General features: G+C 36.1%; 28 protein-coding genes and 1 pseudogene. 17 read left to right on the top strand and 12 right to left on the bottom strand.

The window, feature by feature from the left end:
• Positions 1–153: 153 nt before the first annotated feature.
• From P9E47_RS21990 to P9E47_RS21980, 3 genes are all read right to left on the bottom strand, one after another.
• Positions 154–237, bottom strand: coding sequence for a YjcZ family sporulation protein (locus tag P9E47_RS21990; RefSeq protein ID WP_233276060.1), 84 nt, complete (start codon positions 235–237; stop codon positions 154–156).
• A gap of 475 nt (positions 238–712) precedes the next feature.
• Complete coding sequence (locus P9E47_RS21985; RefSeq protein ID WP_003331243.1) at positions 713–1,276, bottom strand: hypothetical protein; 564 nt, start codon at positions 1,274–1,276, stop codon at positions 713–715.
• Positions 1,269–2,216, bottom strand: a complete 948-nt coding sequence (locus P9E47_RS21980; RefSeq protein WP_326165007.1) for a hypothetical protein — start codon at positions 2,214–2,216, stop codon at positions 1,269–1,271. The genes P9E47_RS21985 and P9E47_RS21980 overlap by 8 nt, the downstream gene beginning before the upstream one ends.
• A gap of 162 nt (positions 2,217–2,378) precedes the next feature.
• Here P9E47_RS21980 and P9E47_RS21975 point away from each other — a divergent pair, with 162 nt between their 5' ends.
• Both P9E47_RS21975 and P9E47_RS21970 read left to right on the top strand, forming a co-directional pair.
• Positions 2,379–3,158, top strand: a complete 780-nt coding sequence (locus P9E47_RS21975) for a Cof-type HAD-IIB family hydrolase (protein ID WP_003331246.1) — start codon at positions 2,379–2,381, stop codon at positions 3,156–3,158.
• Between the two features lie 51 nt (positions 3,159–3,209).
• Positions 3,210–3,647, top strand: coding sequence for an SRPBCC family protein (locus P9E47_RS21970; RefSeq protein WP_003331247.1), 438 nt, complete (start codon positions 3,210–3,212; stop codon positions 3,645–3,647).
• 53 nt (positions 3,648–3,700) lie between these two features.
• On the opposite strand, the pseudogene P9E47_RS21965 reads toward P9E47_RS21970, so the two are convergent.
• The 3 genes and pseudogenes from P9E47_RS21965 to P9E47_RS21955 all read right to left on the bottom strand — a co-directional run.
• A pseudogene (locus P9E47_RS21965) lies at positions 3,701–4,200 on the bottom strand (DUF2087 domain-containing protein); the annotation flags it as partial.
• A gap of 173 nt (positions 4,201–4,373) precedes the next feature.
• A complete protein-coding gene (locus tag P9E47_RS21960; protein WP_003331249.1) occupies positions 4,374–4,526 on the bottom strand; it encodes an Arc family DNA-binding protein in 153 nt (50 codons plus the stop codon).
• Positions 4,527–4,540: 14 nt separating this feature from the next.
• Positions 4,541–5,407 (bottom strand): SPFH domain-containing protein, encoded by an 867-nt coding sequence (locus P9E47_RS21955; RefSeq protein WP_003331250.1) that lies wholly within the window; start codon positions 5,405–5,407, stop codon positions 4,541–4,543.
• Between the two features lie 395 nt (positions 5,408–5,802).
• Between P9E47_RS21955 and P9E47_RS21950 the strand changes: the two genes are divergently transcribed.
• From P9E47_RS21950 to P9E47_RS21920, 7 genes are all read left to right on the top strand, one after another.
• Positions 5,803–6,696 carry a DMT family transporter gene (locus P9E47_RS21950; protein ID WP_326165004.1) on the top strand — a complete coding sequence of 298 codons (894 nt, stop codon included), beginning with the start codon at positions 5,803–5,805 and terminating at the stop codon, positions 6,694–6,696.
• Between the two features lie 43 nt (positions 6,697–6,739).
• Positions 6,740–6,991 carry a glycosyl hydrolase family 18 protein gene (locus P9E47_RS21945; RefSeq protein ID WP_407697214.1) on the top strand — a complete coding sequence of 84 codons (252 nt, stop codon included), beginning with the start codon at positions 6,740–6,742 and terminating at the stop codon, positions 6,989–6,991.
• A 284-nt stretch (positions 6,992–7,275) separates the two neighbouring features.
• Complete coding sequence (locus P9E47_RS21940; RefSeq protein WP_326165000.1) at positions 7,276–7,488, top strand: DUF6366 family protein; 213 nt, start codon at positions 7,276–7,278, stop codon at positions 7,486–7,488.
• A 538-nt stretch (positions 7,489–8,026) separates the two neighbouring features.
• The gene (locus P9E47_RS21935; protein WP_326164998.1) at positions 8,027–8,533 is read left to right on the top strand and encodes a DinB family protein; all 507 of its coding nucleotides are present in this window, start codon (positions 8,027–8,029) and stop codon (positions 8,531–8,533) included.
• A gap of 70 nt (positions 8,534–8,603) precedes the next feature.
• On the top strand, positions 8,604–9,008 hold the full coding sequence (locus P9E47_RS21930; protein ID WP_326164993.1) for a DUF1259 domain-containing protein: 405 nt from the start codon (positions 8,604–8,606) through the stop codon (positions 9,006–9,008).
• 144 nt (positions 9,009–9,152) lie between these two features.
• Positions 9,153–9,605 (top strand): helix-turn-helix transcriptional regulator, encoded by a 453-nt coding sequence (locus P9E47_RS21925; RefSeq protein ID WP_326164991.1) that lies wholly within the window; start codon positions 9,153–9,155, stop codon positions 9,603–9,605.
• A gap of 15 nt (positions 9,606–9,620) precedes the next feature.
• The gene (locus P9E47_RS21920) at positions 9,621–10,118 is read left to right on the top strand and encodes a hypothetical protein (RefSeq protein WP_326164990.1); all 498 of its coding nucleotides are present in this window, start codon (positions 9,621–9,623) and stop codon (positions 10,116–10,118) included.
• Between the two features lie 119 nt (positions 10,119–10,237).
• On the opposite strand, the gene P9E47_RS21915 is transcribed toward P9E47_RS21920, so the two are convergent.
• A complete protein-coding gene (locus tag P9E47_RS21915) occupies positions 10,238–10,636 on the bottom strand; it encodes a hypothetical protein (protein WP_003331258.1) in 399 nt (132 codons plus the stop codon).
• A gap of 42 nt (positions 10,637–10,678) precedes the next feature.
• The gene (locus P9E47_RS21910; RefSeq protein ID WP_003331259.1) at positions 10,679–11,176 is read right to left on the bottom strand and encodes a CarD family transcriptional regulator; all 498 of its coding nucleotides are present in this window, start codon (positions 11,174–11,176) and stop codon (positions 10,679–10,681) included.
• Positions 11,177–11,322: 146 nt separating this feature from the next.
• On the opposite strand from P9E47_RS21910, the gene P9E47_RS21905 reads away from it, so the two are divergent.
• Positions 11,323–11,799 carry a MarR family winged helix-turn-helix transcriptional regulator gene (locus tag P9E47_RS21905; protein WP_326164988.1) on the top strand — a complete coding sequence of 159 codons (477 nt, stop codon included), beginning with the start codon at positions 11,323–11,325 and terminating at the stop codon, positions 11,797–11,799.
• 33 nt (positions 11,800–11,832) lie between these two features.
• Here P9E47_RS21905 and P9E47_RS21900 read toward each other — a convergent pair whose 3' ends face one another.
• Together P9E47_RS21900 and P9E47_RS21895 are read right to left on the bottom strand one after the other, a co-directional pair.
• Complete coding sequence (locus P9E47_RS21900) at positions 11,833–12,648, bottom strand: VOC family protein (RefSeq protein ID WP_326164986.1); 816 nt, start codon at positions 12,646–12,648, stop codon at positions 11,833–11,835.
• Between the two features lie 11 nt (positions 12,649–12,659).
• Positions 12,660–13,070 carry a thiol-disulfide oxidoreductase DCC family protein gene (locus P9E47_RS21895; protein WP_003331263.1) on the bottom strand — a complete coding sequence of 137 codons (411 nt, stop codon included), beginning with the start codon at positions 13,068–13,070 and terminating at the stop codon, positions 12,660–12,662.
• Between the two features lie 135 nt (positions 13,071–13,205).
• Between P9E47_RS21895 and P9E47_RS21890 the strand changes: the two genes are divergently transcribed.
• Together P9E47_RS21890 and P9E47_RS21885 are read left to right on the top strand one after the other, a co-directional pair.
• A complete protein-coding gene (locus P9E47_RS21890; RefSeq protein ID WP_326164983.1) occupies positions 13,206–13,703 on the top strand; it encodes an RNA polymerase sigma factor in 498 nt (165 codons plus the stop codon).
• A gap of 1 nt (position 13,704) precedes the next feature.
• The gene (locus P9E47_RS21885) at positions 13,705–15,534 is read left to right on the top strand and encodes a TolB family protein (RefSeq protein ID WP_326164981.1); all 1,830 of its coding nucleotides are present in this window, start codon (positions 13,705–13,707) and stop codon (positions 15,532–15,534) included.
• 46 nt (positions 15,535–15,580) lie between these two features.
• Here the strand turns inward: P9E47_RS21885 and P9E47_RS21880 are convergent, their stop codons facing one another.
• Complete coding sequence (locus P9E47_RS21880; RefSeq protein ID WP_003331266.1) at positions 15,581–16,504, bottom strand: SDR family oxidoreductase; 924 nt, start codon at positions 16,502–16,504, stop codon at positions 15,581–15,583.
• A gap of 145 nt (positions 16,505–16,649) precedes the next feature.
• On the opposite strand from P9E47_RS21880, the gene P9E47_RS21875 reads away from it, so the two are divergent.
• The 4 genes from P9E47_RS21875 (at position 16,650) to P9E47_RS21860 (ending at position 19,345) form a co-directional block, all read left to right on the top strand.
• Positions 16,650–16,823, top strand: coding sequence for a hypothetical protein (locus tag P9E47_RS21875; RefSeq protein WP_169315875.1), 174 nt, complete (start codon positions 16,650–16,652; stop codon positions 16,821–16,823).
• 215 nt (positions 16,824–17,038) lie between these two features.
• Positions 17,039–17,179, top strand: a complete 141-nt coding sequence (locus P9E47_RS21870) for a cytochrome c oxidase subunit 2A (protein ID WP_326164980.1) — start codon at positions 17,039–17,041, stop codon at positions 17,177–17,179.
• Between the two features lie 28 nt (positions 17,180–17,207).
• Complete coding sequence (locus P9E47_RS21865; protein ID WP_003331267.1) at positions 17,208–17,687, top strand: cytochrome c oxidase subunit II; 480 nt, start codon at positions 17,208–17,210, stop codon at positions 17,685–17,687.
• Positions 17,687–19,345, top strand: a complete 1,659-nt coding sequence (locus P9E47_RS21860) for a b(o/a)3-type cytochrome-c oxidase subunit 1 (RefSeq protein WP_326164977.1) — start codon at positions 17,687–17,689, stop codon at positions 19,343–19,345. Before P9E47_RS21865 ends, P9E47_RS21860 begins: the two co-directional genes overlap by 1 nt.
• A 157-nt stretch (positions 19,346–19,502) precedes the next feature.
• Here P9E47_RS21860 and P9E47_RS21855 read toward each other — a convergent pair whose 3' ends face one another.
• A complete protein-coding gene (locus tag P9E47_RS21855; RefSeq protein WP_326164975.1) occupies positions 19,503–19,916 on the bottom strand; it encodes a CHRD domain-containing protein in 414 nt (137 codons plus the stop codon).
• Positions 19,917–20,094: 178 nt separating this feature from the next.
• Here P9E47_RS21855 and P9E47_RS21850 point away from each other — a divergent pair, with 178 nt between their 5' ends.
• A complete protein-coding gene (locus tag P9E47_RS21850; RefSeq protein ID WP_003331271.1) occupies positions 20,095–20,433 on the top strand; it encodes a zinc ribbon domain-containing protein YjdM in 339 nt (112 codons plus the stop codon).
• Positions 20,434–20,487: the final 54 nt, after the last annotated feature.

The raw sequence follows: 20,487 nt of genomic DNA, 5'->3' as shown, positions 1-20,487 counted from the left end.
CAAACAGGGTGATTAATAACATCTTGGGGGGCAATAAACTGGTCGAGTATACATAACTTTTCACCTCCAGTATTGAACTTTAATAATAGGAAGCACGTTTAGAAAAGTGCTTCCTATTATGGTTATAGAGGTTGGATTAGTACTTTAAAAGTACTAATAACCTCCGCCAACAAAGGCTGTTCCAACAATAATCAATAAAATGAAAAGCACAACAATTAAAACAAAGCTGTTACCCATTCCACCGCCGCCATAAGTTCCACACTGCATCAGTATCACCACCTTTTTATAAGATAGTACATGTTATGAAATTCACGTCCTACCAGATTCGGACAAATATGGAAAATATTTTAGACTAAAGATTCATTTTTGCTGTTACGCATTTCGAACCTGATGTCCAGCAGATTAATCCCCTGCTTATTGAAGTAACGAAGCAAGTTTATTGAAGAATTGCGTCGATTTTAATGTAACATATATAATGAAGTATTTTGGGTAGAAAAGGAGGATGAATATTATTATCAGTTATTCTGATACTATGTATTACTCTTTTATTAGCGAAAACCTAGTTACATCACGTACACCAGCTGATGAACCCGCATTTACTCGTGAAATTCTAGCAAAATTATCCTAATCTTAATTTAATAATAGAGCAATAAAAAATCGGTTTCCATCGTTGTGATGGAACCGATTTTTCTACTCATTTATCAATAATTTTTTACCCTTCACAATCTATTTTCCTCATCTTCCTCAGAAGTACAAGAAGCACAATCTCCATTATAAACCCTAGAACTAAGGAAATGATCGAAACAACAATGAACTGATCCGTTGAAAAATTGATCGAAAAGGAGTGTGCAATCATGGTTAGGACCATTATGAGAATATAGGTGTAAAATGTCTTTGTTGTGCGATTAATGAGGGAAAAATCGCCATGTTTATTAACAATTGCCATAATAAGTTGGAAAATATGAAAGACAAGTATTAATTTTAATACCCCTAATACAGTCATATATATTGACCAACCTGATAAAAACGGTAATTGCCCCAATTGATCTGCACCTGTATTTTGCTCGATAAAAACAGTTGGAATAGAGATAAAAATAAGAGTCAAGGCTATATTTTTGGCCTTATTGCCAATAGGAAAATCGTTTAATAACATGCTAATTCCAGAGAAAATGAGATAGTATCCAAGTGGATCAGGAAAAATATCAATGACCAAGAAATGAATTTCAATCAGAATCAATAAATAACCCCAAAAGATTTTGTTAAAAGCCTCACTCATTGCCAGCACCTCCAGCTTTTTCAGCGATGATTTCATTCACAGCCTGTTGGGTGAAGTAGGGATGATCAATGATGAAGGCCTTCTGCATGAACGGTTCACCTTCAGCTGTTTTCCCGTTAATTTCAACTCCAAATTCAAAATAGCTTTTTCTGTTCGGGTTAAATTTCATTGAAAGTGTCAACCAATCATCTTTCTTCAATTCAAAAGGGAAAATGTCCTCATCAATGGATACACCACTCACTTTCTCCCAATCTAAATCCCGCTCCTCTTCAAACCAATCTGGAGGGTTTCCACCTTGATTTATGGCTTCTAATTCCTTTAATTTTTCTTGATCAGTATTTACCTTTACAAGTACATCCTGTGATAGTTCTTCTGAAAAAGGGATTGTAATAGCTTCGACTATAACGGGCTTTACTGCAACCATTGAATCATCGCTACGGTGTTGGTTACTGCTTGAGCTCACCCGATTTTCAAAAACATCTGAATTTGGTAATCTACCGTATACATTCACATTACCAATGTCTGTAGTTACCATCTCACCATTTGAAAAAGTAAAAGTGACTTCTTCAAACGTCCAAACATCGTCAGAGCCTTCTTCAATCGGTAAATCATATTTAGGTAGCTGCAATCTCACTGATTTTAAATATTGATGGGAAAATTCCTGCTCAAACGTAGGTGTATTTGGTTGCCAATGCCACACCCCTTCATTAGAAAGTGGATAGGCTTCCAATCCATCAATCAAAGCGTAGCTAACCTGAGAGGGGTCTTGTTTATTGGTCAAATAATAAAAAGTTAAATAGTTATCGTCTTGTAAATAAGTTTCATAGTAATGATCTAAAAAAATCGGTCGTTCAAGCTGTTTTGATTGGAAATACAAATAATTACCAACCCAACTAATAACAATAATTACTATACCAACCCAAAATATTTTCTCCTTCAAGAAACTCCCCCGTTTCTTTTTTGATCTAATTCCATATTAACATAAGGTTCATGGAAAATTGTTCCTTTATCTAAGATTGGGTTGTCTAACCATCTTATTTTTCATTCATTTGTAAATGAGGTAAGATTAATAAGGAATTAATATTTGAAAGTAGGACCGATAATGACAAAAGAAAGCATTATATTTTTCGATATTGATGGGACGTTGCTAAATCATGAAAAACAATTGCCGTCTTCTGCAAAACAAGCCATTTTCCAGCTGAAAGAACGTGGACATGTGGTTGCAATTGCAACAGGACGAGCCCCGTTTATGTTTGAAAAACTTCGTAAAGAATTAGATATTAATACATATATCAGCTATAATGGTTCATTCGTAGTTTTAAATGGGGAAGTGATCTATACAAATCCATTAAAAATTCAATCCTTAGAAAAGTTAACGGAAGCGGCTCTTCGTAATCATCATCCTGTTGTTTTTATGGACCATGAGGATATGAAAATGAATGTTTCAGAACATGCCTATATAAAGGAAAGTATTGATACATTAAAACTTGATCGATTTCCAACGTATGATCCCCATTATTACAAAGGACGCGAGCTGTACCAGTCTCTTCTTTTTTGTTCAGAAGGAGAGGAGAAGCAATATGAAAGGGAGTTTCAAGACTTTGATTTCGTGAGATGGCATCCAGTTTCCCTTGATCTCCTTCCTAAAGGAGGTTCGAAGGCGAAAGGAATTGAAAAACTTGCCGAAAAACTTGGAATTCCCGCTGAACGACATTATGCCTTTGGAGATGGGTTGAATGATTTGGAAATGCTGTCAACCGTAAAAAACAGCGTTGCCATGGGGAATGCAGAAGATAGTGTAAAAGAAGTTGCAAAATTCATTACAAAATCAGTAGAAGATGACGGGATCGTTCATGGTCTTCAAATGGTTGGTTTGTTGTAGACCACATAAGGTTAAGATAATTTATATCTAAAAGAAGAGGAATGAATAGCAATGAACAATCTAACTAAATTTAAAATTTTAAAATCGGCACCAGAAGTGTTTGAAGCATTCGTTGACCCCGCAAAAATCGGTAATTTTTGGTTTTCTTCCAGTTCTGAAAGATGGGAAGAGAGGAAGACCATTATACTGAAATATGAGGAATATAACGCAGAATTAGAAATTGATATTAAAGAAATCGAGAAAAATAAAAAAATCGTGTTCCAGTGGGGAGCAAATGGGGAAGGGCATACCATCACTATTACACTGAAAGAGATAGATCCTAACAGTACAATTATTGAAGTACTGGAAGAAGGATTTAATGAAAATGATGAAGATCATGTAAATCAGTTAATTGATAATAAAGAAGGCTGGGTCTTTATGCTGACCTCCTTGAAGGCTTACTTGGAATTTGGCATTAATAAACTTCGAGGTGGGTTAGTGAAGGAGTAAAGAATAGGTAAAACAAAAGCTGCTTGTTTAAAATCAACACAAGCAGCTGCGCTCTTTAAAATTTCATTTAATTCTTTCTCCGTATAAATACATTCAACCTCTAATCGTTTTACAATCTCACGAAGTACAACAAGCCGTTGTTTTTCCCTTGGTGGAAATTTAACTAAAGAGTGGTTGGTTCCTTCTGGAAAGTACTTTTTGATTATTTTTTCTTGTTCTTCTTTTGTAATATTGTATCTATCATCAACCATTCTCGCTGTCTTGTGAACAGGAAGGAATGCCGGGGCGTACTCATCTTTTTCTTTTAATAATTCCATCATGGCTAAAAAGGTTTTTGCTTGTCGTTCTTTTTCCTTCAACGCGAATCGATGGTGACGAATCGTAGAGGCACTGCCAATACCAAGTTCCTGCTGGATATCCGAATCATTTTTTCCTTGATAAAAAAGACGGAGCAGGCTTTTCTGATGGTCGGTAAGACTGATCCATGTGCGCTCTCTATATGAATTCGCATAAATCTTTCCGCTTCGTAAAACCTATTTTCATAGTCTGCTATTTCCATTTTATAAACACACCCTATAAAAGTTTGTCATTATATGAACAAAATATATAATTATTTACTTTATAATAAACATAATAATAGACTGTTTGTTTTGTGTCAATAAAAAACCTGCAGGGTGTTTTTCAACATTCCTGCAGGTCTCGTAAGCTGAATCAAATTTATTTGTACTAGTCTTTTAGCCTTTTTGCTTTTTTCGCTGATTCTCTTAAAAGGTATTCGATATGCGTATTGACACTCCTGAGCTCATCTTGTGCCCACTTTTCAAGAACCTCATATAATTTGGGGTCGATGCGAAGTGGGAATTGTTTCTTTTTAGACATAATGATCAGTCCGCTTAATTATATAGTGACCCGGTGTTAATAATCGGTTGGGCACCTCGGTCGGAGACGATTGCGACCATTAAATTGTTAGCCATGACGGCCTTGCGTTCCTCGTCTAACTCAATGTCTTTTTCTAATTTCTCAATGGCGGACTGAACCATACCAATGGCACCTTCGACTATCTTTTCGCGAGCATCAATAATAGCAGCGGCTTGCTGGCGTTGCAGCATTGCTGAAGCAATTTCAGGTGCATAGGCAAGATGGGTAAATCGCGCCTCAATGACTTCCACTCCAGCAGCCTTTAAACGATCCTGAAGTTCTTCTAAAAGTTCTTTCGCTACTTTTTCTGAATTGCCTCGCAAAGAATCTACATCGTCGCGGGCAGTATCATATGGATAACGGCTTGCAATATGCCGAAGCGCTGACTCACTTTGTGTTTCCACAAATTCTTTATAGCTATTTACTTCAAACGCTGCTTTTGCTGTATCTAATATTCTGTAAACAATAACAGCAGCAATTTCAATTGGATTTCCGTCTACATCGTTAACCTTAATTTTCGGGCTGTTAAAATTAAATACCTTCACACTAATCACTTGGGTCGTGATCAATGGGGTAGTCCACCATAAGCCGCTTTCTCTTAAAGTTCCTAAATACTTACCGAAAAATAAGATAACCTTTGCATCGTTTGGCTTTACTAGGACAATACCTGTGCTCATGATAACAGCAACGAGTACTAATAAACCAGCCAATACAAACATGCCGATGCTAAAAGTTTCGTTTTGTATTTCACGGATGATAAGGAAAACTCCTAGGACTAATGCTGCTAAAATCACTAATAAACCAATAAAACCGTTTGTGCCAGTTGCTCTTTTCTCAACCATAAAAATGCCTCCTTTGAAATTGAAATGATACTAAAGTGATATCACTATTATATCATGATTATAAGAAAAGTAATACAGAAAATTGGATGTATTATTTCCCAGTATGATTATTTGTTTTACTAAATGTCATTGCTGATGGACTCTTTGCTTTTTGGATCATCATTATGTGGTTCTTTTTTTGACAAAACGTTAGTCCTAATAAATGGAATTATGTTAAAATTAAGAAAATGTAAAATGGAGGGATTAAGTAATGAGATTATATTTTGATATTTTTGAAAATGACCAACCAGCTATTCATTCCTAAGTCGAGGGATGAATAGGTAATATAAAAGTCATGCCTCGTCTTAGGGGAAGTATTATCACAATTCCCTTATAAAAAGACGGAGGTATTATTGATGAAGCAAAATTTAATTGGAGCAATATGTTTATCATTAGCCGCAAGTATGTGGGGCGGTATGTATGTAGTAAGTAAATATGTGTTAGATTATATTCCACCCTTAACGTTAGTATGGTTGCGGTATGTTATAGCGTTTGTTGTTTTGTTTGTTGTGTTAAAAATAATTCATTTAAAAAATGACAATCGTACAGAGATTAAGAAAAGTGATTGGTTACTAATAGCTTGGATTGGTTTCATAGGTTACTTCGTATCCATTGCTTTCCAATTCATTGGTACAAAATTGTCGGATGCTCACACGGGAGCTTTGATTACATCAGCTACACCAGCTTTTATTGTGGTGTTTGCAAGGTTTATACTAAAGGAAAAATTGACCGTTAGAAAGATTACTTCAGTTTTATTAGCAACATTGGGAGTTCTTATTGTAATTGGTTGGGATACAAAGGTTGGAACTTACTTCTTAGGAACTATCATTTTGGTGGGAGCCGCCATTACTTGGGCGTTATTATCAGTCTATGTCAAGGTTGCTTCTAAACGTCTTTCATCATTAGCAATAACGACTTATGCTGTATTTTTTGCACTTGTTTTTACTACGCCTGCTTTTGTTTGGGAACTTCAATCTAACGATGTATATTATCAAAACACTTTAATCGTTTTAGGAGTTATTTATCTTGGGGTAGTTTCAACTGCTGGAGCATTTTTTCTTTGGAATAAAGGTATGGAACTAATGGATGCGGGAATAGGCTCATTGTTTTTCTTTTTCCAGCCACTTGTCGGTTCTTTTTTAGGCTGGCTTTTGTTAAATGAAAAGTTAGACGTGAACTTTTTTATTGGTGGTTTCTTAATTATGGCAGGTGTTGTGGTTGTAAGCTTACAAAAGAAAAAAACTATGTAACAGCAGGAGGACAGAATTTTCTGTCTTCCTTTGATTTAATGTTATTTATGAAAAGATTGGTCAATATTCAGGTGGGTTAATGATTATGACATACGATGAACACAATCCTAGAACAAAACCCGGGTCATCAGCATCCGTCGATTGGACAGAAGCAACGATTCGTTATGCTTTGAAATATGAAGTACCACCATCAAAAATTTTACTCGGTATCGCTGGTTATGGATGGGACTGGGATACAACAGCAGGCGAAGCCAAGTATAGCTCCTATGAAGAGTTAATGAACATTGATAAGTGAGTCAATTTTAACATCACCAAAATGGCGAATTAAAAGATCGGTCTAAAGTTTGTATGCTCTCAAAGTTTGTGGTGAGAATCCTTCCATTCTTTTATCTGCCTCGTAACAGTTCCGCGCTTTAGATAACAGCATAATCAATCCCTCTAATTTATTTGATTTTAGTGGAATTATTGCCAAAAGTAGCGAAAGGAAAACTAAAATAATCAGAATATTGAGCTGCGTTTGCAGAATAGTCCAACAATCAATTGGGGATATGTGGTAATCTGTGTTAAAGGAGGGATTTGATGAGCGACAAAGAAACTCCAGAGCAACAAAGAGAAAGATTAAGACAACAAGAAATTAGAAATAATCCAACAGGCAAGCTAAATGATTCTTTAAAGAGAGCCAATAATGGCAATCTTGTCGATTTGGTAGGTAGTTTAGGATGGAAAGGTACTGGAATACTTATTCTTGTAATAGTATTTGGATTCATAATATATTCCGTCTTCTTTCTCTAAACTGGTACTTTATCTTGAATAAGGAAAAGCACCCATGTTCCATTAAATAACCAAGTTAATTGAAAAAATGCATATCTCACTAAAAATGGGGTTGTTTTCATGTGGAGGAAGGTAATTTTTCATTTTTTCTTTATTGCGGGTATAATCCCCATTTATTTTATTGTGTTTTTTTTAGGGATCGGAACTGTGTTTGCAGATACTGATTTAGAACAATTTTTTTGTGAAATATTTATGTTCGTTATACCGATTATGTATTTGGTTTGTTGGATCTATTTCGGTATTAAAATACAAAAAAATAATTAAACATTGATATTTGAATGAATTTCATTAATTAATTTATTTATTTTTGAAACAGGGGCAAAGAGCTATTAAGGGCACTTTTATCGTGAAAGCAATATTGTGATTAATTGTACTTAAACAAAAGGAGGCATTTCTTCAAGAAGGAGAAATGCCTATTCTAGTTGAAGTAAAGGGTTACTTGAATTAGGAATTTTCTATAATTTATTTGAATAATCCTAATATCAAAAGGAGGAATTAAATGCAGGGGAAATTCGATTATTTGTCAGAGTTGTTGAAATCGGTGCGTAAACAATTATTGGATGAGGTAGATGCTTTATCAGATAAACAATTAAACCAAAAGCTTAGTGAAGATAAGTGGAGTGTTTCTCAAGTTATACGTCATCTTATTTTTATAGATGAAATTGTTTTACCTGCATTAAAAAAAGCTGTGCAGCAAGAGAAGAGCATGAGGGTAGTGGATAAGAACATTGCTTTTATTTTAGACCGTAAAAACAAGCTAAGATCACCCTTCCCTGATCCGTCAACTGTATTTATGAGCAAAGATGAACTCTTAAAAAAGTTGAATCATGTAAGAACGCCGCTCATTGAATATTTAGGCCAACTTACGGAAGAAACTGTATTTGAGGATAAATCCATGGTACATCCACTCTTTGGACCTATGAATATAAAACAAATACTTGAATTTATGGCTCTCCATGAAAAACGTCATATTGAGCAAATTAAAGAATTAAAAGAAAGTATATAAAGTTTTTCTATGATTTTACTTTAACGGGTGCATTAACCACCTGTTTTTTGGTAAAGTGAGGCTCAAATATATGAATGGTATTAATTTTATTTGTGAATATTTTGCTAAGATTCTAAATGGAAAAAGTACCATAAATCATGGTGTTTGTACTGTATCATTGCGACGCAATTTTAAGGTGATTGTGCAAGGGCGCGAGAGTAGGTCTGTTGTTCCAGCAGGGGTATCATTCGAATCGTTGGATAAAAGTGGCCTTGCCTTATGCTTGGCTGAAATTGCAATTTTAGAAGAAGAGATTCCTCGTTTTATGCATTCGGTTCTCCAACAGGGGCTGATTGTTAGTGCCTTGCATAATCATTGGTTATATACTGAACCTTCGATCTTGTATATTCACATACAATCTGTTGAGCCTCCGTTAAATTTTGCGAAAAAAATGGCACACTCCTTTTCATTCCTGAGCAGTTATCCAGTTTCCTAAATTTACCTTAATTTTGAATCTACGATACCAAACAAAATTCGCAGAGGTTATCCTCTGTCTTTTTTTGTCCCTTAATTTGGTTTTATAGTTGTAAAATCATACCAAAAGTGTATAATTACACTAAAGATGTAAAAGAGGTGTACTATGGAACGTGAATCTGCTATTATCATAATCTCAGAAAAAATTAAGCTAATTCGTACCGAACAGGGCTACACCCAGGACAAAATGGCTGAGATACTTGGGCTATCCAAAAAAACGTTGGTCCAAATAGAAAAAGGGAGAATTACCGCAAATTGGACAACAATTGTAGCTGTCTGTGCATTATTCAATCAAAGTGAAATCCTCAACTCTGTGTTAGGTGATGATCCAGTCGAATTTATTAAATTAATTGGATTAAAAAACACTGAGAGTAAAAAAGAGAAAACAATGGGTGGAAAGGTTTGGTGGAAGGAGGTTTCAAAAGAAGGGGACTTTCGCTTACAGCAAAATGTTATCAGCCAACATTATCGCATATTGGACGAAGAAAATTATCGTCGTTTCAGTACATTTAATCTGGATGATGCCATAAATCGTTTAAAAGAACTAAAAAAAGAGTAAGAAAGGGAGATTAGCATGAAAATCTATAATGTTATTTTTCCAATTTGGTTTTTATTATTTTTTCCGCCAGTCATTTTCATTACGCTTTTTGGAAATTATGTAATTGATTCAATTGTCTTGATTGCTTGCTTTTATCTTTTTAATATTTCTAATTTGCAAATAAACCTAAAAACATTTTACAAGAAAAGTATTTTAAAAGTTTGGTTGTACGGGTTTTTAGCAGATATTCTTGGTGCCTTAATTTTATTCCTTTGTACTATGTTGGAGGAAAAAATAGGTTTGTCCTATGAAATAACTTCAGCTATAAGCTATGACCCATTTAGTCATCCTCTGGCTGTAGTTATCATTTTAATCTCAATGCTTGTAGCATCTTACTTCATTTTTCTTTTTAACTATAAAATTACGCTGGTACCTGTTATTGCAGAAGCCCGGTTACGGTTCAAAGTAGCGCTTACGATTGCGATTATCACGACACCATGGACGTTCCTATTGCCGACAAAGTGGTTTTACTAGGACTTGGATTGGTGGCGGGGACACGACCGTGCCAATGGCAATCGTGATAGTGGCCTGTAATATAAAAAAACCGCATTGAAATTTGGTTTCAGTGCGGTATTGCTAAATCTTAACCTTCATTAGGCATTCACAACAGCCTCTTCATAGCATCCTTTTTCTTCGTTCCACATAAAAAAACCATCTTTGATTTCAATTCTAGATGGATGTGTTTCATAATAGGATTGTTCGCTTTGGATACTGTCTGTAGCTTCATTATTTAAAAGTTCCGCTAGTTCATCTTTCGTAATTAATCTGCATACATGTTTAAGACAGATCTGTTCTTCATTGAGTAGGCTATTTTCCTTTACAATCGAATTTTTGAACTGGGGGTTAAACTGTAGCATAAATTTAAGATCGTATAAATATAAAACTCCAAACACCTTCTTTAATCTTAAAGACCCAATTTTAAATTCTCTTTCTGAAACCCAATCTTTAGTGCCAGTTAACGGGTTATAGATTAAATATAGTTTTTCAAACATGAAGCATTCTCCATTTCTAATTTATAGGCATAGATAGGAATATCAATTTAGTTTTATTAATTTGTTTACCTGTTTATCAATGGTTTCGAAGCTTGTATTCAGTGAAAAGGCTAATTCTTTAAATAATATGTTTTGAATGGAACATAACATTTTTCGATCTGCTTCAGCCAACTTCTTACCGTCGTTTTCTACTTTCCTTTTCTTCCTCATTAGGGTGTTAACTATTTTTGCGATCGTTTCGCGATTACCTGTTTTAAGCATGTCAGAATAGTATCTTTTGCGGTCATTTGGCTTTTCAATCCAGTTCATACCGGGCTCTTTAAAGGATTCTAGAATTTCTTCCGCTTCACCTTCATCCATCATTTCCTGCATGACGTTCTGTTTATTATCTGTTGGGCATTGGATCGTTAGGTTGCTGTCCCCGATAGGATGCAAGACATAATAATTTCTTGTAATTCCAGAATACGTTTTCGTACATATGTCGACTATTTTGCATATACCATGTGTTGAATAGGTAACCAAATCTCCTTCTTTGAACATGATCATTGCTCCCATTCTTAAAATTGTCAACTTGTTTGACTATTTCTATTTTAATCCAAGAATGAAATTTTGTCAATTTAGTTGACAATTGGTTGGGAATTTAATATATTATTTTCCGAAATAAAGGATTGATTGGAGTGAAATGTTTGAGTTCTGTTCTGGAAAACTTAGATTTTTTTGACTTATTAAGTGAACGCCATCATCAAATTCGCAGTATCATTGAAAAAAGTTGGAATGATAATAGTGATATTTATATTTCGAATTCGGAATGGTTTATTCTATCTAAACTTTATCAAAAGCAGCCAACGATTTCGTATGTGTCAAAGCAAGTCAATATATCTCGTCAAGCAACCCATAAATTTATCAAAAATCTTGAGGCAAAGGGACTTCTTAAAATAAAGAATCTCGAAAACAATAAAAAAGATAAATGCGTGCAATTAACGGAACTAGGTGAAAAATGCTACCAGGAATATATCGAGTTAAAAGAAAACCTTGAGAAAAAAATTATCGGGAAAATCGGGGACGAACAATTTAGATTATTGAAAGAAATCATGGAATCTGATTGGGGATTGATGCCCCTAATCAATGAAACCAACCGCGCCTTGCTTGGCTCAGATTCGTAGTTCAGCAGAATAACACGAAAAAAAACGTCATTTCTAGGGATGACGTTTTTGGATTTTGTAAATGGCCCCTTGAACATTGATAGTTGATTCTTTTTCGTCAGTAACTCCCGCAATCCCACAGCATAAAGGACGATTGCTTCCAATTAGGGCTGATGATTCAAGCGCCTTTCGATAGAGGCGTATTGATATATTGCTTATAGGGATTTCGGTAAAATCTCCAAATTCATCATGTCCATTTCTAGATGCGTTCTGATCAATATCAAATAGTCGACAATATTGCAGGATTGTTTTTTGCACATTTTGAACTGCAAAACTAATGTACGAAATAGATGGTTCGCCATTTTTGTGCTGCCACAATGCTTTCATTTCAGTTTTTCGTATATCATCGGCATGTCCCCATTTGATAAAGAAAGGGTAACGCACTTGATCATCCGATTTTTCTTTCAAAAACAGCATAGACCAGCTTAATATTGAGCCATCTTCTCTTATCCGATTACCATCAAATGGCCCTATAGTTTCGTAGTCTTTTTGTCTAAGTTCTTTTTGTAATGCTGAAATGTCGTTTGTTCTAAAAGCCATGGTTGAAAAGCCTTCACCAAAAGCGGAATCATTAACAATTTGTTGGATTAAGATATTGTCAGATGTTTTTGCTATTTCAAAGTCAGTAAAACCAATCCACTCAATATAGCCTAAATTGTGAAAATAACAGAGACAATTACGTGTTCCCCAATTCGTGTGATTTCCGCCTTTTATTGTATTAAATCCAAGCTTTTGAAATGCCGCCTGTGTCTCTTTAGGATTACTTGTAAAGTGGACTAAATGGTCAAATTTTACATTCACCTCACACATCTCCTTTGTATTTAATTTAAAAATCTTTTCCTTATTTCAGGCGTTGGAATAGCGCATTCCTGTTTTTTCCCAAACCATTTATATCGATTTTTCGCGATCCAATCGTAACAACGGTCCCGGATTGGTCCCGGGATTAAAATGAGTATATAAAGAAGCTGCCACCATTTTCTTAAGTCTTTGGCAATATGGAGTGCAGCCGTTGATTTTGTAAAATATTTCTCACCCTTAACATATATGAAACTGTCAAAATGCTCTGTTGGCAAATTGAACTTTTTCAAAAGGTCCTGACCCGCATTCGATTGCAAGGAAGCAAATAAAAAATTTTCATCGGTATCATGATTTATTAAGAAATTAACAGTTTGATCGCAAAAATTACATACACCATCAAATAAAATGATCGCTTTTCCCTTAGTTTTCTTCATAGTTAACCCCACGCTTACATTTATGGTAAATTCAGTATACCATTAACAAAAATATTTTTTCCAAACTGATGTTACATTTTTGAAATTCATTCGTTTTTAAAGATAGAGCCAGCTTAAGATATGGAGGGAGAGAAGTTGGGTGATACATTTATCCGAATTTATGATGAATGCTTCGATGATGTATATCGTTACGTCTGTTTTAAAATAGGAAACAAATGGGATGCGGATGATATTGTTAGTGAAACATTTAGAAAAGCATACGAAAAACAATCATCTTTAACGGAAGTTGAAAATCCTAAGGCATGGTTGTTCATGATTGCAAGAAATACTGTCATTGATTTTTACCGTAAAAAGAAAAATATCTTGATTGGTGATGAAATGGAGTTTTATTTCAATCCGCTTCCATTTGAAGACCCATTTCATGAGTCTGATGAGATGGAATGTTTAAAAAAGAGCCTGAATTATTTATCGAAGGAAGATCTAGAGATTACGAATCTCCGCTATTTTGCAGATTTAAGGTTTAAAGAAATAGCGGAAATCTTGGACAAAACCGAACAATCCCTACGTGTGAAATCGAGTCGAATTACTAAAAAACTAGGCCTCTTGGTGAAAAAATGTCTGGGGGAAGAATAATATGGACGACAAAATTGAAAAAAACTTACATGAGTTGAAGGAACAAATTTATGTAAATAATGAACTAAAACAGGATCTGCGTAAAACATTCGTTCCAAAATCAAAACGCAGAAAAAGCTTGTGGCGGAATCCATGGATCAGTGGATTACTGGCAGCTGCAGTATTTATGGCGTTTTATTTTTCAAATTCGCAACCTGATCATTTTGTGAAGGCAAGTTCATTAAATATTACAAACTCAATCTCATTTATGGATATCGGCAGTGGGGAAGTCGTTGCCTATTCACATCAAAAGGGATCATTATATGTTTCGTTACGGGACCAGGGGATCTTTAAGTACACGAATGAAGGATTAACGAATTTAACGAAAGAAGTTGCTGATAGCATGAGCCAATCAATAATAGAAGATCAGCTTCTTTTCTCACAAAATGGAACAATCTATATTTTGGCATTACAAACTAAAGAAAGTAAAGAAATAATGAAAGGTACGTCTGATATCAGCTATAGTCAGCCGACATGGAAGGATAAAAACACGATTTATGTTACAAAGAACGAAGGAAGCAAATCCGAGATTGTTGAAATCAATCTCAAAACAATGAAAGAAACATCTGTGACAAAGGGTTCAAGTCCAGTTTTTGTTGAAAAAGAAAATAAGCTGATTTTTGAGCGGGATAGTCAAATTTTTATGAAAGATATTAAAAACGGCGAAGAGTCTTTTGTGGATAAAGGCATTGACCCAGCGGTATCTGCGGATGGAGCGTATATATCCTATGTTAAGAATAACAATGGATTTGATGACGTCTGGATTAAAGACCTCGACCTTGAAACAAAGAAAAAAGTAACAACAAACGTTCCACCTCGATTCGAAAATAAAAACCAAGGTTTATATCAATATACTTTACCAATCTGGAGTTCAAATGAGCGTTCATTATATGTTTTGAAATTAAGTCAGTTTGATCCAAATGCATCTATTCAAATTATGAAAATCTCTCTAAACGAGAAGGCGATTTCAGCAGAAGAAACAGTGGAAAGATATTTGCAGGCTTTAATTGTTAGGGATGATGATTATGCGAAAAGCATGATGGAGCAGCCGCCGGAGTTTTTAACAGTTTCAAACCCGCATCAAATTGGTTATGACGTCATCAGTTCGAAAGAGAAAAATGGCATCACGACTGTTACAGCCAATGTGTACTGGACGTATACGGCAAATCCTTATTATAAGGTGGGAACGTATCAATTTGAATTGAAGCAGGAAAAGAGTCAGTATATTATTCAAAATATAGCAGAAACAGAAGGTGTTGAAGTCACAAGTGCTGATTTTTCAAATGAACTTTTCTTAGTAAAAGATGGGGGAGATAGGGAGCGCCTGTTTTCATTAACAGATATTCCAAAAGAATTTTTACTAACAGATTCCGTAAGAATCAGTTCATTAGTTATTAGTCCTAATGAAAAGGACGTCATTTTCAGTCTGCAGGAAATGGCTGAAAAAGTGGGAGAGCCTGCTGGGGTTACTATTCTTAAATACGATCGTGATCAAAAAACATTTACTGAAATTTCTAGATTAGAGCCGAAAAATAACAGCGAGAGCCTTGTGATTGAGCAAATGTCTCTTGACTCCACAGGCCAATATGTAGTTGCCGATGTATTTTCTGAACCTGGCTTTGTTTCAACAACTTATCTTTTTGATGTAGTAAAAGGGGAGAAAGTTGACCAATTTACCGGATCACATTCATTATTTTGGCAAAATCAAAAATTAATAATGCAGGTCATGGATGAAAATAAATCGATGTTATACGAATTTGATCCAAAAACAAATGAGAAATATAAATTTTAAATTTCAAAAAGTAGCCAATTCACTAGCGCTGTGAATTGGCTATTTTTCATGAAGACATCACTTGTCCGCCGTTGACATGTATCGTTTGCCCTGTCACAAATCGCGAATCATCGGAGGCAAGGAAAACAAAGGCGGGGGCAACTTCAAAGGGCTGGCCTTGACGTTCCATAGGATTACTAACAAGTGAAACCTGATCCGCAGAAAAACTGGCAGGGATCAAAGGAGTCCAAATCCTGCCGGGAGCAATGGCGTTTACTCGGATTCCTTGACGAACTAAATTATTGGCCAAGGCACGGGTAAAGCCGACATTAGCAGCTTTTGTTGCAGTATAATCAATTAACTGGTCGTTTCCATAATAAGCAACGACAGAAGCAGTATTAATAATCGAACTTCCAGCCTTTAGGTGTGGAAGCGCGGCCCTAGTTACATAAAAATGTGAATAGATATTTACTTTAAATGTGTCATCGAACTGTTCATCGGAAATATCAAGCAGGCTCAATTGCTGAAACTGGATGCCTACGTGGTTACATAAAACATCGAGTTTACCAAATGTTTTGATCGTTTCTTCAACTATATGAATGCATTGCTGTTTTTCCCTTAAATCTCCTGGCAACAGCAAACAACGTTGTCCCAACTCTTCAATTCTGCTTTTTGTTCGATTAGCATCCTCGTGTTCATCCAAATAGCTAATGGCAATATCTGCCCCTTCTTTTGCAAAAGCGATGGCTGCGGCGGCTCCCATGCCACTGTCACCACCCGTAATCAGAACCGTTTTTCCTAAGAGTTTTCCGCTGCCTTTGTAATTTGGATTTTCAATAATGGGTCTTGGAACCATTAGGCTTTCTACACCGGGTTGACGGTATTGACGCTGTTCCGGAACGGTTAAAGCTACATTTTTGTATTGTGTGATTTTTCCGTAATTTGGGTATAGCGGGTATTCTTGATTGGACTTTGGATTATTTTCAGGCACGAAAATTCCTCCTTTTTACAATAACAATTTGGGTTACTTTATGTCTCGAGAGTGGAAAAGGTGACTAGTATATTTTGAAGGTAACAGGGGATAGAAATCGCGAATACAGTATAAAAGGTTTAATACTCTTGGGGAGGTATCTAAATTGCCAAACAACTATTATCATCCTGAAGTAAAATTATTGTTAGTGAATCATTCAAATGAAAAGGTTAAAGTTTTATATGATTCTAATCAAATTCCTTTCAAAATGCCGTTGATTGGACCGCGCCCACCATTCTATACGAATCCGCAATATGTACAGTACTATCCAAAAATCTAGTTGACATTGAATAATACAAAAGTTAAGCCAATTCTCAAGATGTTCCTTCATCTAAAGAGTTGGCTAATTTTAACTTTTTATGAACAAATTATGAAATTTTTATGAAACTTACCAAAATGTGGCGGATTCGATATGGACAAACTGTGATATTTGTCATAATGGCGTTGTAAGGAGCTTTTATTATTATTTTATAAAAATGAAGGGGTGTGATTTATATGGCAAAGCCAGAGTTACATCAAAAGACTCAAATCGAGGATCGTAGTTCATTACGGGGGACACTCCTAATGACAACAATCCTTGGATTGATTTTGATCGGAACATGGTTTGGCGTATGGAATTTATATTTAGGTCGTTAATTCAATGTAGAAAGGAGCATTGGTTACCATGCACATGCATAAGTATGAAAAACTTTGGCTGTTATTTGGTATCACGACTTTGCTTGTATTCACGATTACGATTGGAGTAAGTGCATTTTACATGGGAAATCAGCCGCCAAGCTGTCTGGTAACTGTTGACCCGGCTAATGTTGATACAACTGCTCCATTTGATCAGCCCGGTCTGAAGCAAGTCGGAGACAATCAGTATGAACTAATAGTAGTTGCGTCTGCATTTAACTATGATGTTGGTCCTGAAAAGGTTATTCAAGTTCCAGTTGGTTCTACGATAAACTTTATTGGAACAACGAAGGATGTTATTCATGGTTTTGAGGTTGCTGGTTCAAATGCAAACATGATGTTGGAGCCTGGTTATATTAATACTGTTGAAGCTACATTTAATAAGCCTGGTAAATATACGATTGTTTGTAATGAATATTGTGGGCTTGGTCACCACTTAATGTTTGCAACTTTGGAGGTGGTTGAATAATGAACCCGATCGCTAGTATTAATCCAAAAGATGCGAAGCTTACAATGGCTCATTTTTATGTTGCATTTATCTCCCTATTCTTAGGGGCTACGGCTGGTTTGCTTCAAGTTTTAGTGCGTTCAGGAAAGGTAACGCTACCGGCTGGGATTCAATATTATCAAGTTTTAACCGTTCACGGTGTTTTATTGGCTCTTGTTTTTACTACTTTCTTTATTATCGGTTTTATTTTCGCGACACAAAGTAAGACTTGCGGTTCGTATACTGATGGTGAGCGTCGCTGGGGCTGGATTGGATATTGGACGATGACAATTGGTGTAGCGATTGCTGCTACATTCATCTTACTTGGTGAAGCTTCAGTTCTATATACAATGTATGCACCAATGATGGCACATCCGATGCACTATATTGGCCTTACGCTAGTTGTAGTCGGCAGCTGGATTTGCGGTTTCGTAGTTTTCCATCGTCATGCACGCTGGAGAAAAGAAAACCGAGGACAAATAACACCACTATTAAGTTATATGGGTGTAATGACAATGATTATGTGGCTAGTAGCATGCTTAGGTTTAGCTACTACCGTATTGGTTCAAATCATTCCATGGTCTTTAGGGCTTGTTCCAACGATTGATGTATTAATTAGCCGTACATTATTCTGGTACTTCGGTCATCCACTAGTATACTTCTGGTTATTACCTGCTTACATGGCATGGTATGTAGTTGTACCGAAAGTAATCGGCGGTAAGATCTTTAGTGATGCCTTAGCTCGATTATCATTTGTGCTATTTATTTTGTTCTCCATTCCAGTAGGATTCCACCATCAATTACTCGAGCCAGGTATTGATCCATTCTGGAAATACTTACAGGTAGTATTAACATTCCTGGTTGTTATTCCATCATTAATGACTGCCTTCGCTTTATTTGCAACATTTGAAATGCGGGGCCGTGAATTAGGAGCAACAGGGTTGTTAGGCTGGTGGAAAAAGATGCCTTGGAAGGATGCTCGGTTCTTTGCTCCATTCATGGGTATGTTATTCTTCGCAGCCGGTGGTGCCGGTGGATTAGTTAACGCTTCCCACCAACTAAACCAAGTCGTTCATAATACAATTTGGGTTACAGGTCACTTCCATTTAACTGTTGGTTCAGCTGTTGCAATGACCTTCTTCGGTGTTGCATTCTGGATTGTTCCTTCGATTACTGGTCGAACATTAACACCAAAGGTGAATAAACTAGGTCTTATCCAAACTTGGTTATGGACGATCGGCATGTTATTTATGTCAGGTGCGATGCATACAGCAGGCCTATACGGAGCTCCGCGCCGTTCAGCTTTTTCAACCTATGCCGGAAATGAAGATACACTTGCTTGGATTCCTTACCAAATTGCTCAAGCGGTTGGTGGAACATTCCTATTCCTTGGAGCATTATTAATGGTGTATATCTTTGTTTATCTTGCATTTTATGCACCTAAAGGCGAAACAGAATTCCCTGTTGGCGAAGTGCACGATCAGGCTGAAAAAGTACCGGCTGTTTTCGAGAACTTCAAATTATGGGTCGCCATTACATTTGCCTTAGTATTATTCGCATACACCATTCCATTTATTGATATGATCCAAAACGCACCTCCAGGATCACCTGGATATACGAATGTTATCGGACGTCAATAGAAGAATTCTCCAAATAAAAGGCCTGATCCATTTGCCCTAATCAGTGGCATTTGGACAGGCTTTTTTATATGTGAAAGAAAAGTTTGCCCTTTTTTTGTCCAGCTCCAGCGCCCAGCAACTCGTAAATTTCGCTAAACGGGTGCCTGCGCTTTTCTAATTAGCAACGCCTAATTTGTCCGCGGATTTCTCCGTTAGGATGTTGGGCAGTATTAACATTTACATAAGCCCTTCCAGCTCTTATTAGGCGAAGTAATTCAGGAATGGAAGCACCCTGAAGTGGCCCAACAAGATCATCAGGGGTAATCACGCCCTCAACAACCCCTTTATTAACACTTATATTAGGGTCAATCGGGCCAAATAGGAAGACCACAACAGGACCATTTATCCTTCTGTGACCAAGGTGAATATGGGCCTCAGTAAAGTTTGCAAGCTTATTAACCGTTAGTTTGTATCCAATTTTTTGGCGATCACTACTTACTTTAAATTTAATAAGCCCCGTAGCATTCGTTTCGACCGGGGGAACCTCCTCGGAACCACTTAAATTAGCAAAAAAAAGTTCATTTCTATTCATATCCATGCTCCTTTATATATCATTACATTATTATATTTTGATGTGGATAAATTGCTATTACTGATTGCTTAATAGTCTAATAGGTGGGGTTACAAAGTGTAGGCGAAAGGAGCGGTTGCCAAAAATGGGGATATGTGACAGTATATAGAGGAACAGAAGAAATGGAGGATTTGATAAAATGGCATTGCCTAATTGCCCGAAATGTAATTCAGAATATACATACGAGGATGGAAGTCTATTAATTTGCCCAGAGTGTGCTCATGAGTGGTCTTTAGATGCGGAGGCTGATCAAAGCGAAGACGAAAAGGTCATTAAAGATGCAAATGGGAATGTACTACAGGACGGCGACACAGTAACCGTTATTAAAGACCTAAAAGTTAAAGGTTCGTCATTGGTAGTAAAAATCGGTACAAAGGTGAAAAATATTCGTTTAGTGGATGGAGATCATGATATTGATTGCAAAATCGATGGGATAGGAGCCATGAAACTAAAATCGGAGTTTGTTAAAAAGATGTAATGATGTAAAATGGTATACCAAATCCGCTGAGGGTTTGGTATATTTTTTTAAAAA

Origin of the sequence: Schinkia azotoformans (assembly GCF_035811335.1) — a bacterium.
In the GTDB taxonomy this organism is placed as follows: Bacteria; Bacillota; Bacilli; order Bacillales; family Bacillaceae_J; genus Schinkia; species Schinkia azotoformans.
The sequence above is the reverse complement of the archived record's forward strand: the minus strand, read 5'-3'. Positions and strand labels throughout refer to the sequence as shown.

Bases quoted from the DNA above. Each gene is read 5' to 3' on its own strand.
- P9E47_RS21990 (WP_233276060.1), bottom strand. From the start codon at position 237: ATGGGTAACAGCTTTGTTTTAATTGTTGTGCTTTTCATTTTATTGATT.
- P9E47_RS21985 (WP_003331243.1), bottom strand. From the start codon at position 1,276: ATGAGTGAGGCTTTTAACAAAATCTTTTGGGGTTATTTATTGATTCTG.
- P9E47_RS21975 (WP_003331246.1), top strand. From the start codon at position 2,379: ATGACAAAAGAAAGCATTATATTTTTCGATATTGATGGGACGTTGCTA.
- P9E47_RS21970 (WP_003331247.1), top strand. From the start codon at position 3,210: ATGAACAATCTAACTAAATTTAAAATTTTAAAATCGGCACCAGAAGTG.
- P9E47_RS21960 (WP_003331249.1), bottom strand. From the start codon at position 4,526: ATGTCTAAAAAGAAACAATTCCCACTTCGCATCGACCCCAAATTATAT.
- P9E47_RS21955 (WP_003331250.1), bottom strand. From the start codon at position 5,407: ATGGTTGAGAAAAGAGCAACTGGCACAAACGGTTTTATTGGTTTATTA.
- P9E47_RS21950 (WP_326165004.1), top strand. From the start codon at position 5,803: ATGAAGCAAAATTTAATTGGAGCAATATGTTTATCATTAGCCGCAAGT.
- P9E47_RS21940 (WP_326165000.1), top strand. From the start codon at position 7,276: ATGAGCGACAAAGAAACTCCAGAGCAACAAAGAGAAAGATTAAGACAA.
- P9E47_RS21935 (WP_326164998.1), top strand. From the start codon at position 8,027: ATGCAGGGGAAATTCGATTATTTGTCAGAGTTGTTGAAATCGGTGCGT.
- P9E47_RS21930 (WP_326164993.1), top strand. From the start codon at position 8,604: ATGAATGGTATTAATTTTATTTGTGAATATTTTGCTAAGATTCTAAAT.
- P9E47_RS21925 (WP_326164991.1), top strand. From the start codon at position 9,153: ATGGAACGTGAATCTGCTATTATCATAATCTCAGAAAAAATTAAGCTA.
- P9E47_RS21920 (WP_326164990.1), top strand. From the start codon at position 9,621: ATGAAAATCTATAATGTTATTTTTCCAATTTGGTTTTTATTATTTTTT.
- P9E47_RS21915 (WP_003331258.1), bottom strand. From the start codon at position 10,636: ATGTTTGAAAAACTATATTTAATCTATAACCCGTTAACTGGCACTAAA.
- P9E47_RS21910 (WP_003331259.1), bottom strand. From the start codon at position 11,176: ATGTTCAAAGAAGGAGATTTGGTTACCTATTCAACACATGGTATATGC.
- P9E47_RS21900 (WP_326164986.1), bottom strand. From the start codon at position 12,648: ATGTGTGAGGTGAATGTAAAATTTGACCATTTAGTCCACTTTACAAGT.
- P9E47_RS21895 (WP_003331263.1), bottom strand. From the start codon at position 13,070: ATGAAGAAAACTAAGGGAAAAGCGATCATTTTATTTGATGGTGTATGT.
- P9E47_RS21885 (WP_326164981.1), top strand. From the start codon at position 13,705: ATGGACGACAAAATTGAAAAAAACTTACATGAGTTGAAGGAACAAATT.
- P9E47_RS21870 (WP_326164980.1), top strand. From the start codon at position 17,039: ATGGCAAAGCCAGAGTTACATCAAAAGACTCAAATCGAGGATCGTAGT.
- P9E47_RS21865 (WP_003331267.1), top strand. From the start codon at position 17,208: ATGCACATGCATAAGTATGAAAAACTTTGGCTGTTATTTGGTATCACG.
- P9E47_RS21860 (WP_326164977.1), top strand. From the start codon at position 17,687: ATGAACCCGATCGCTAGTATTAATCCAAAAGATGCGAAGCTTACAATG.
- P9E47_RS21855 (WP_326164975.1), bottom strand. From the start codon at position 19,916: ATGAATAGAAATGAACTTTTTTTTGCTAATTTAAGTGGTTCCGAGGAG.
- P9E47_RS21850 (WP_003331271.1), top strand. From the start codon at position 20,095: ATGGCATTGCCTAATTGCCCGAAATGTAATTCAGAATATACATACGAG.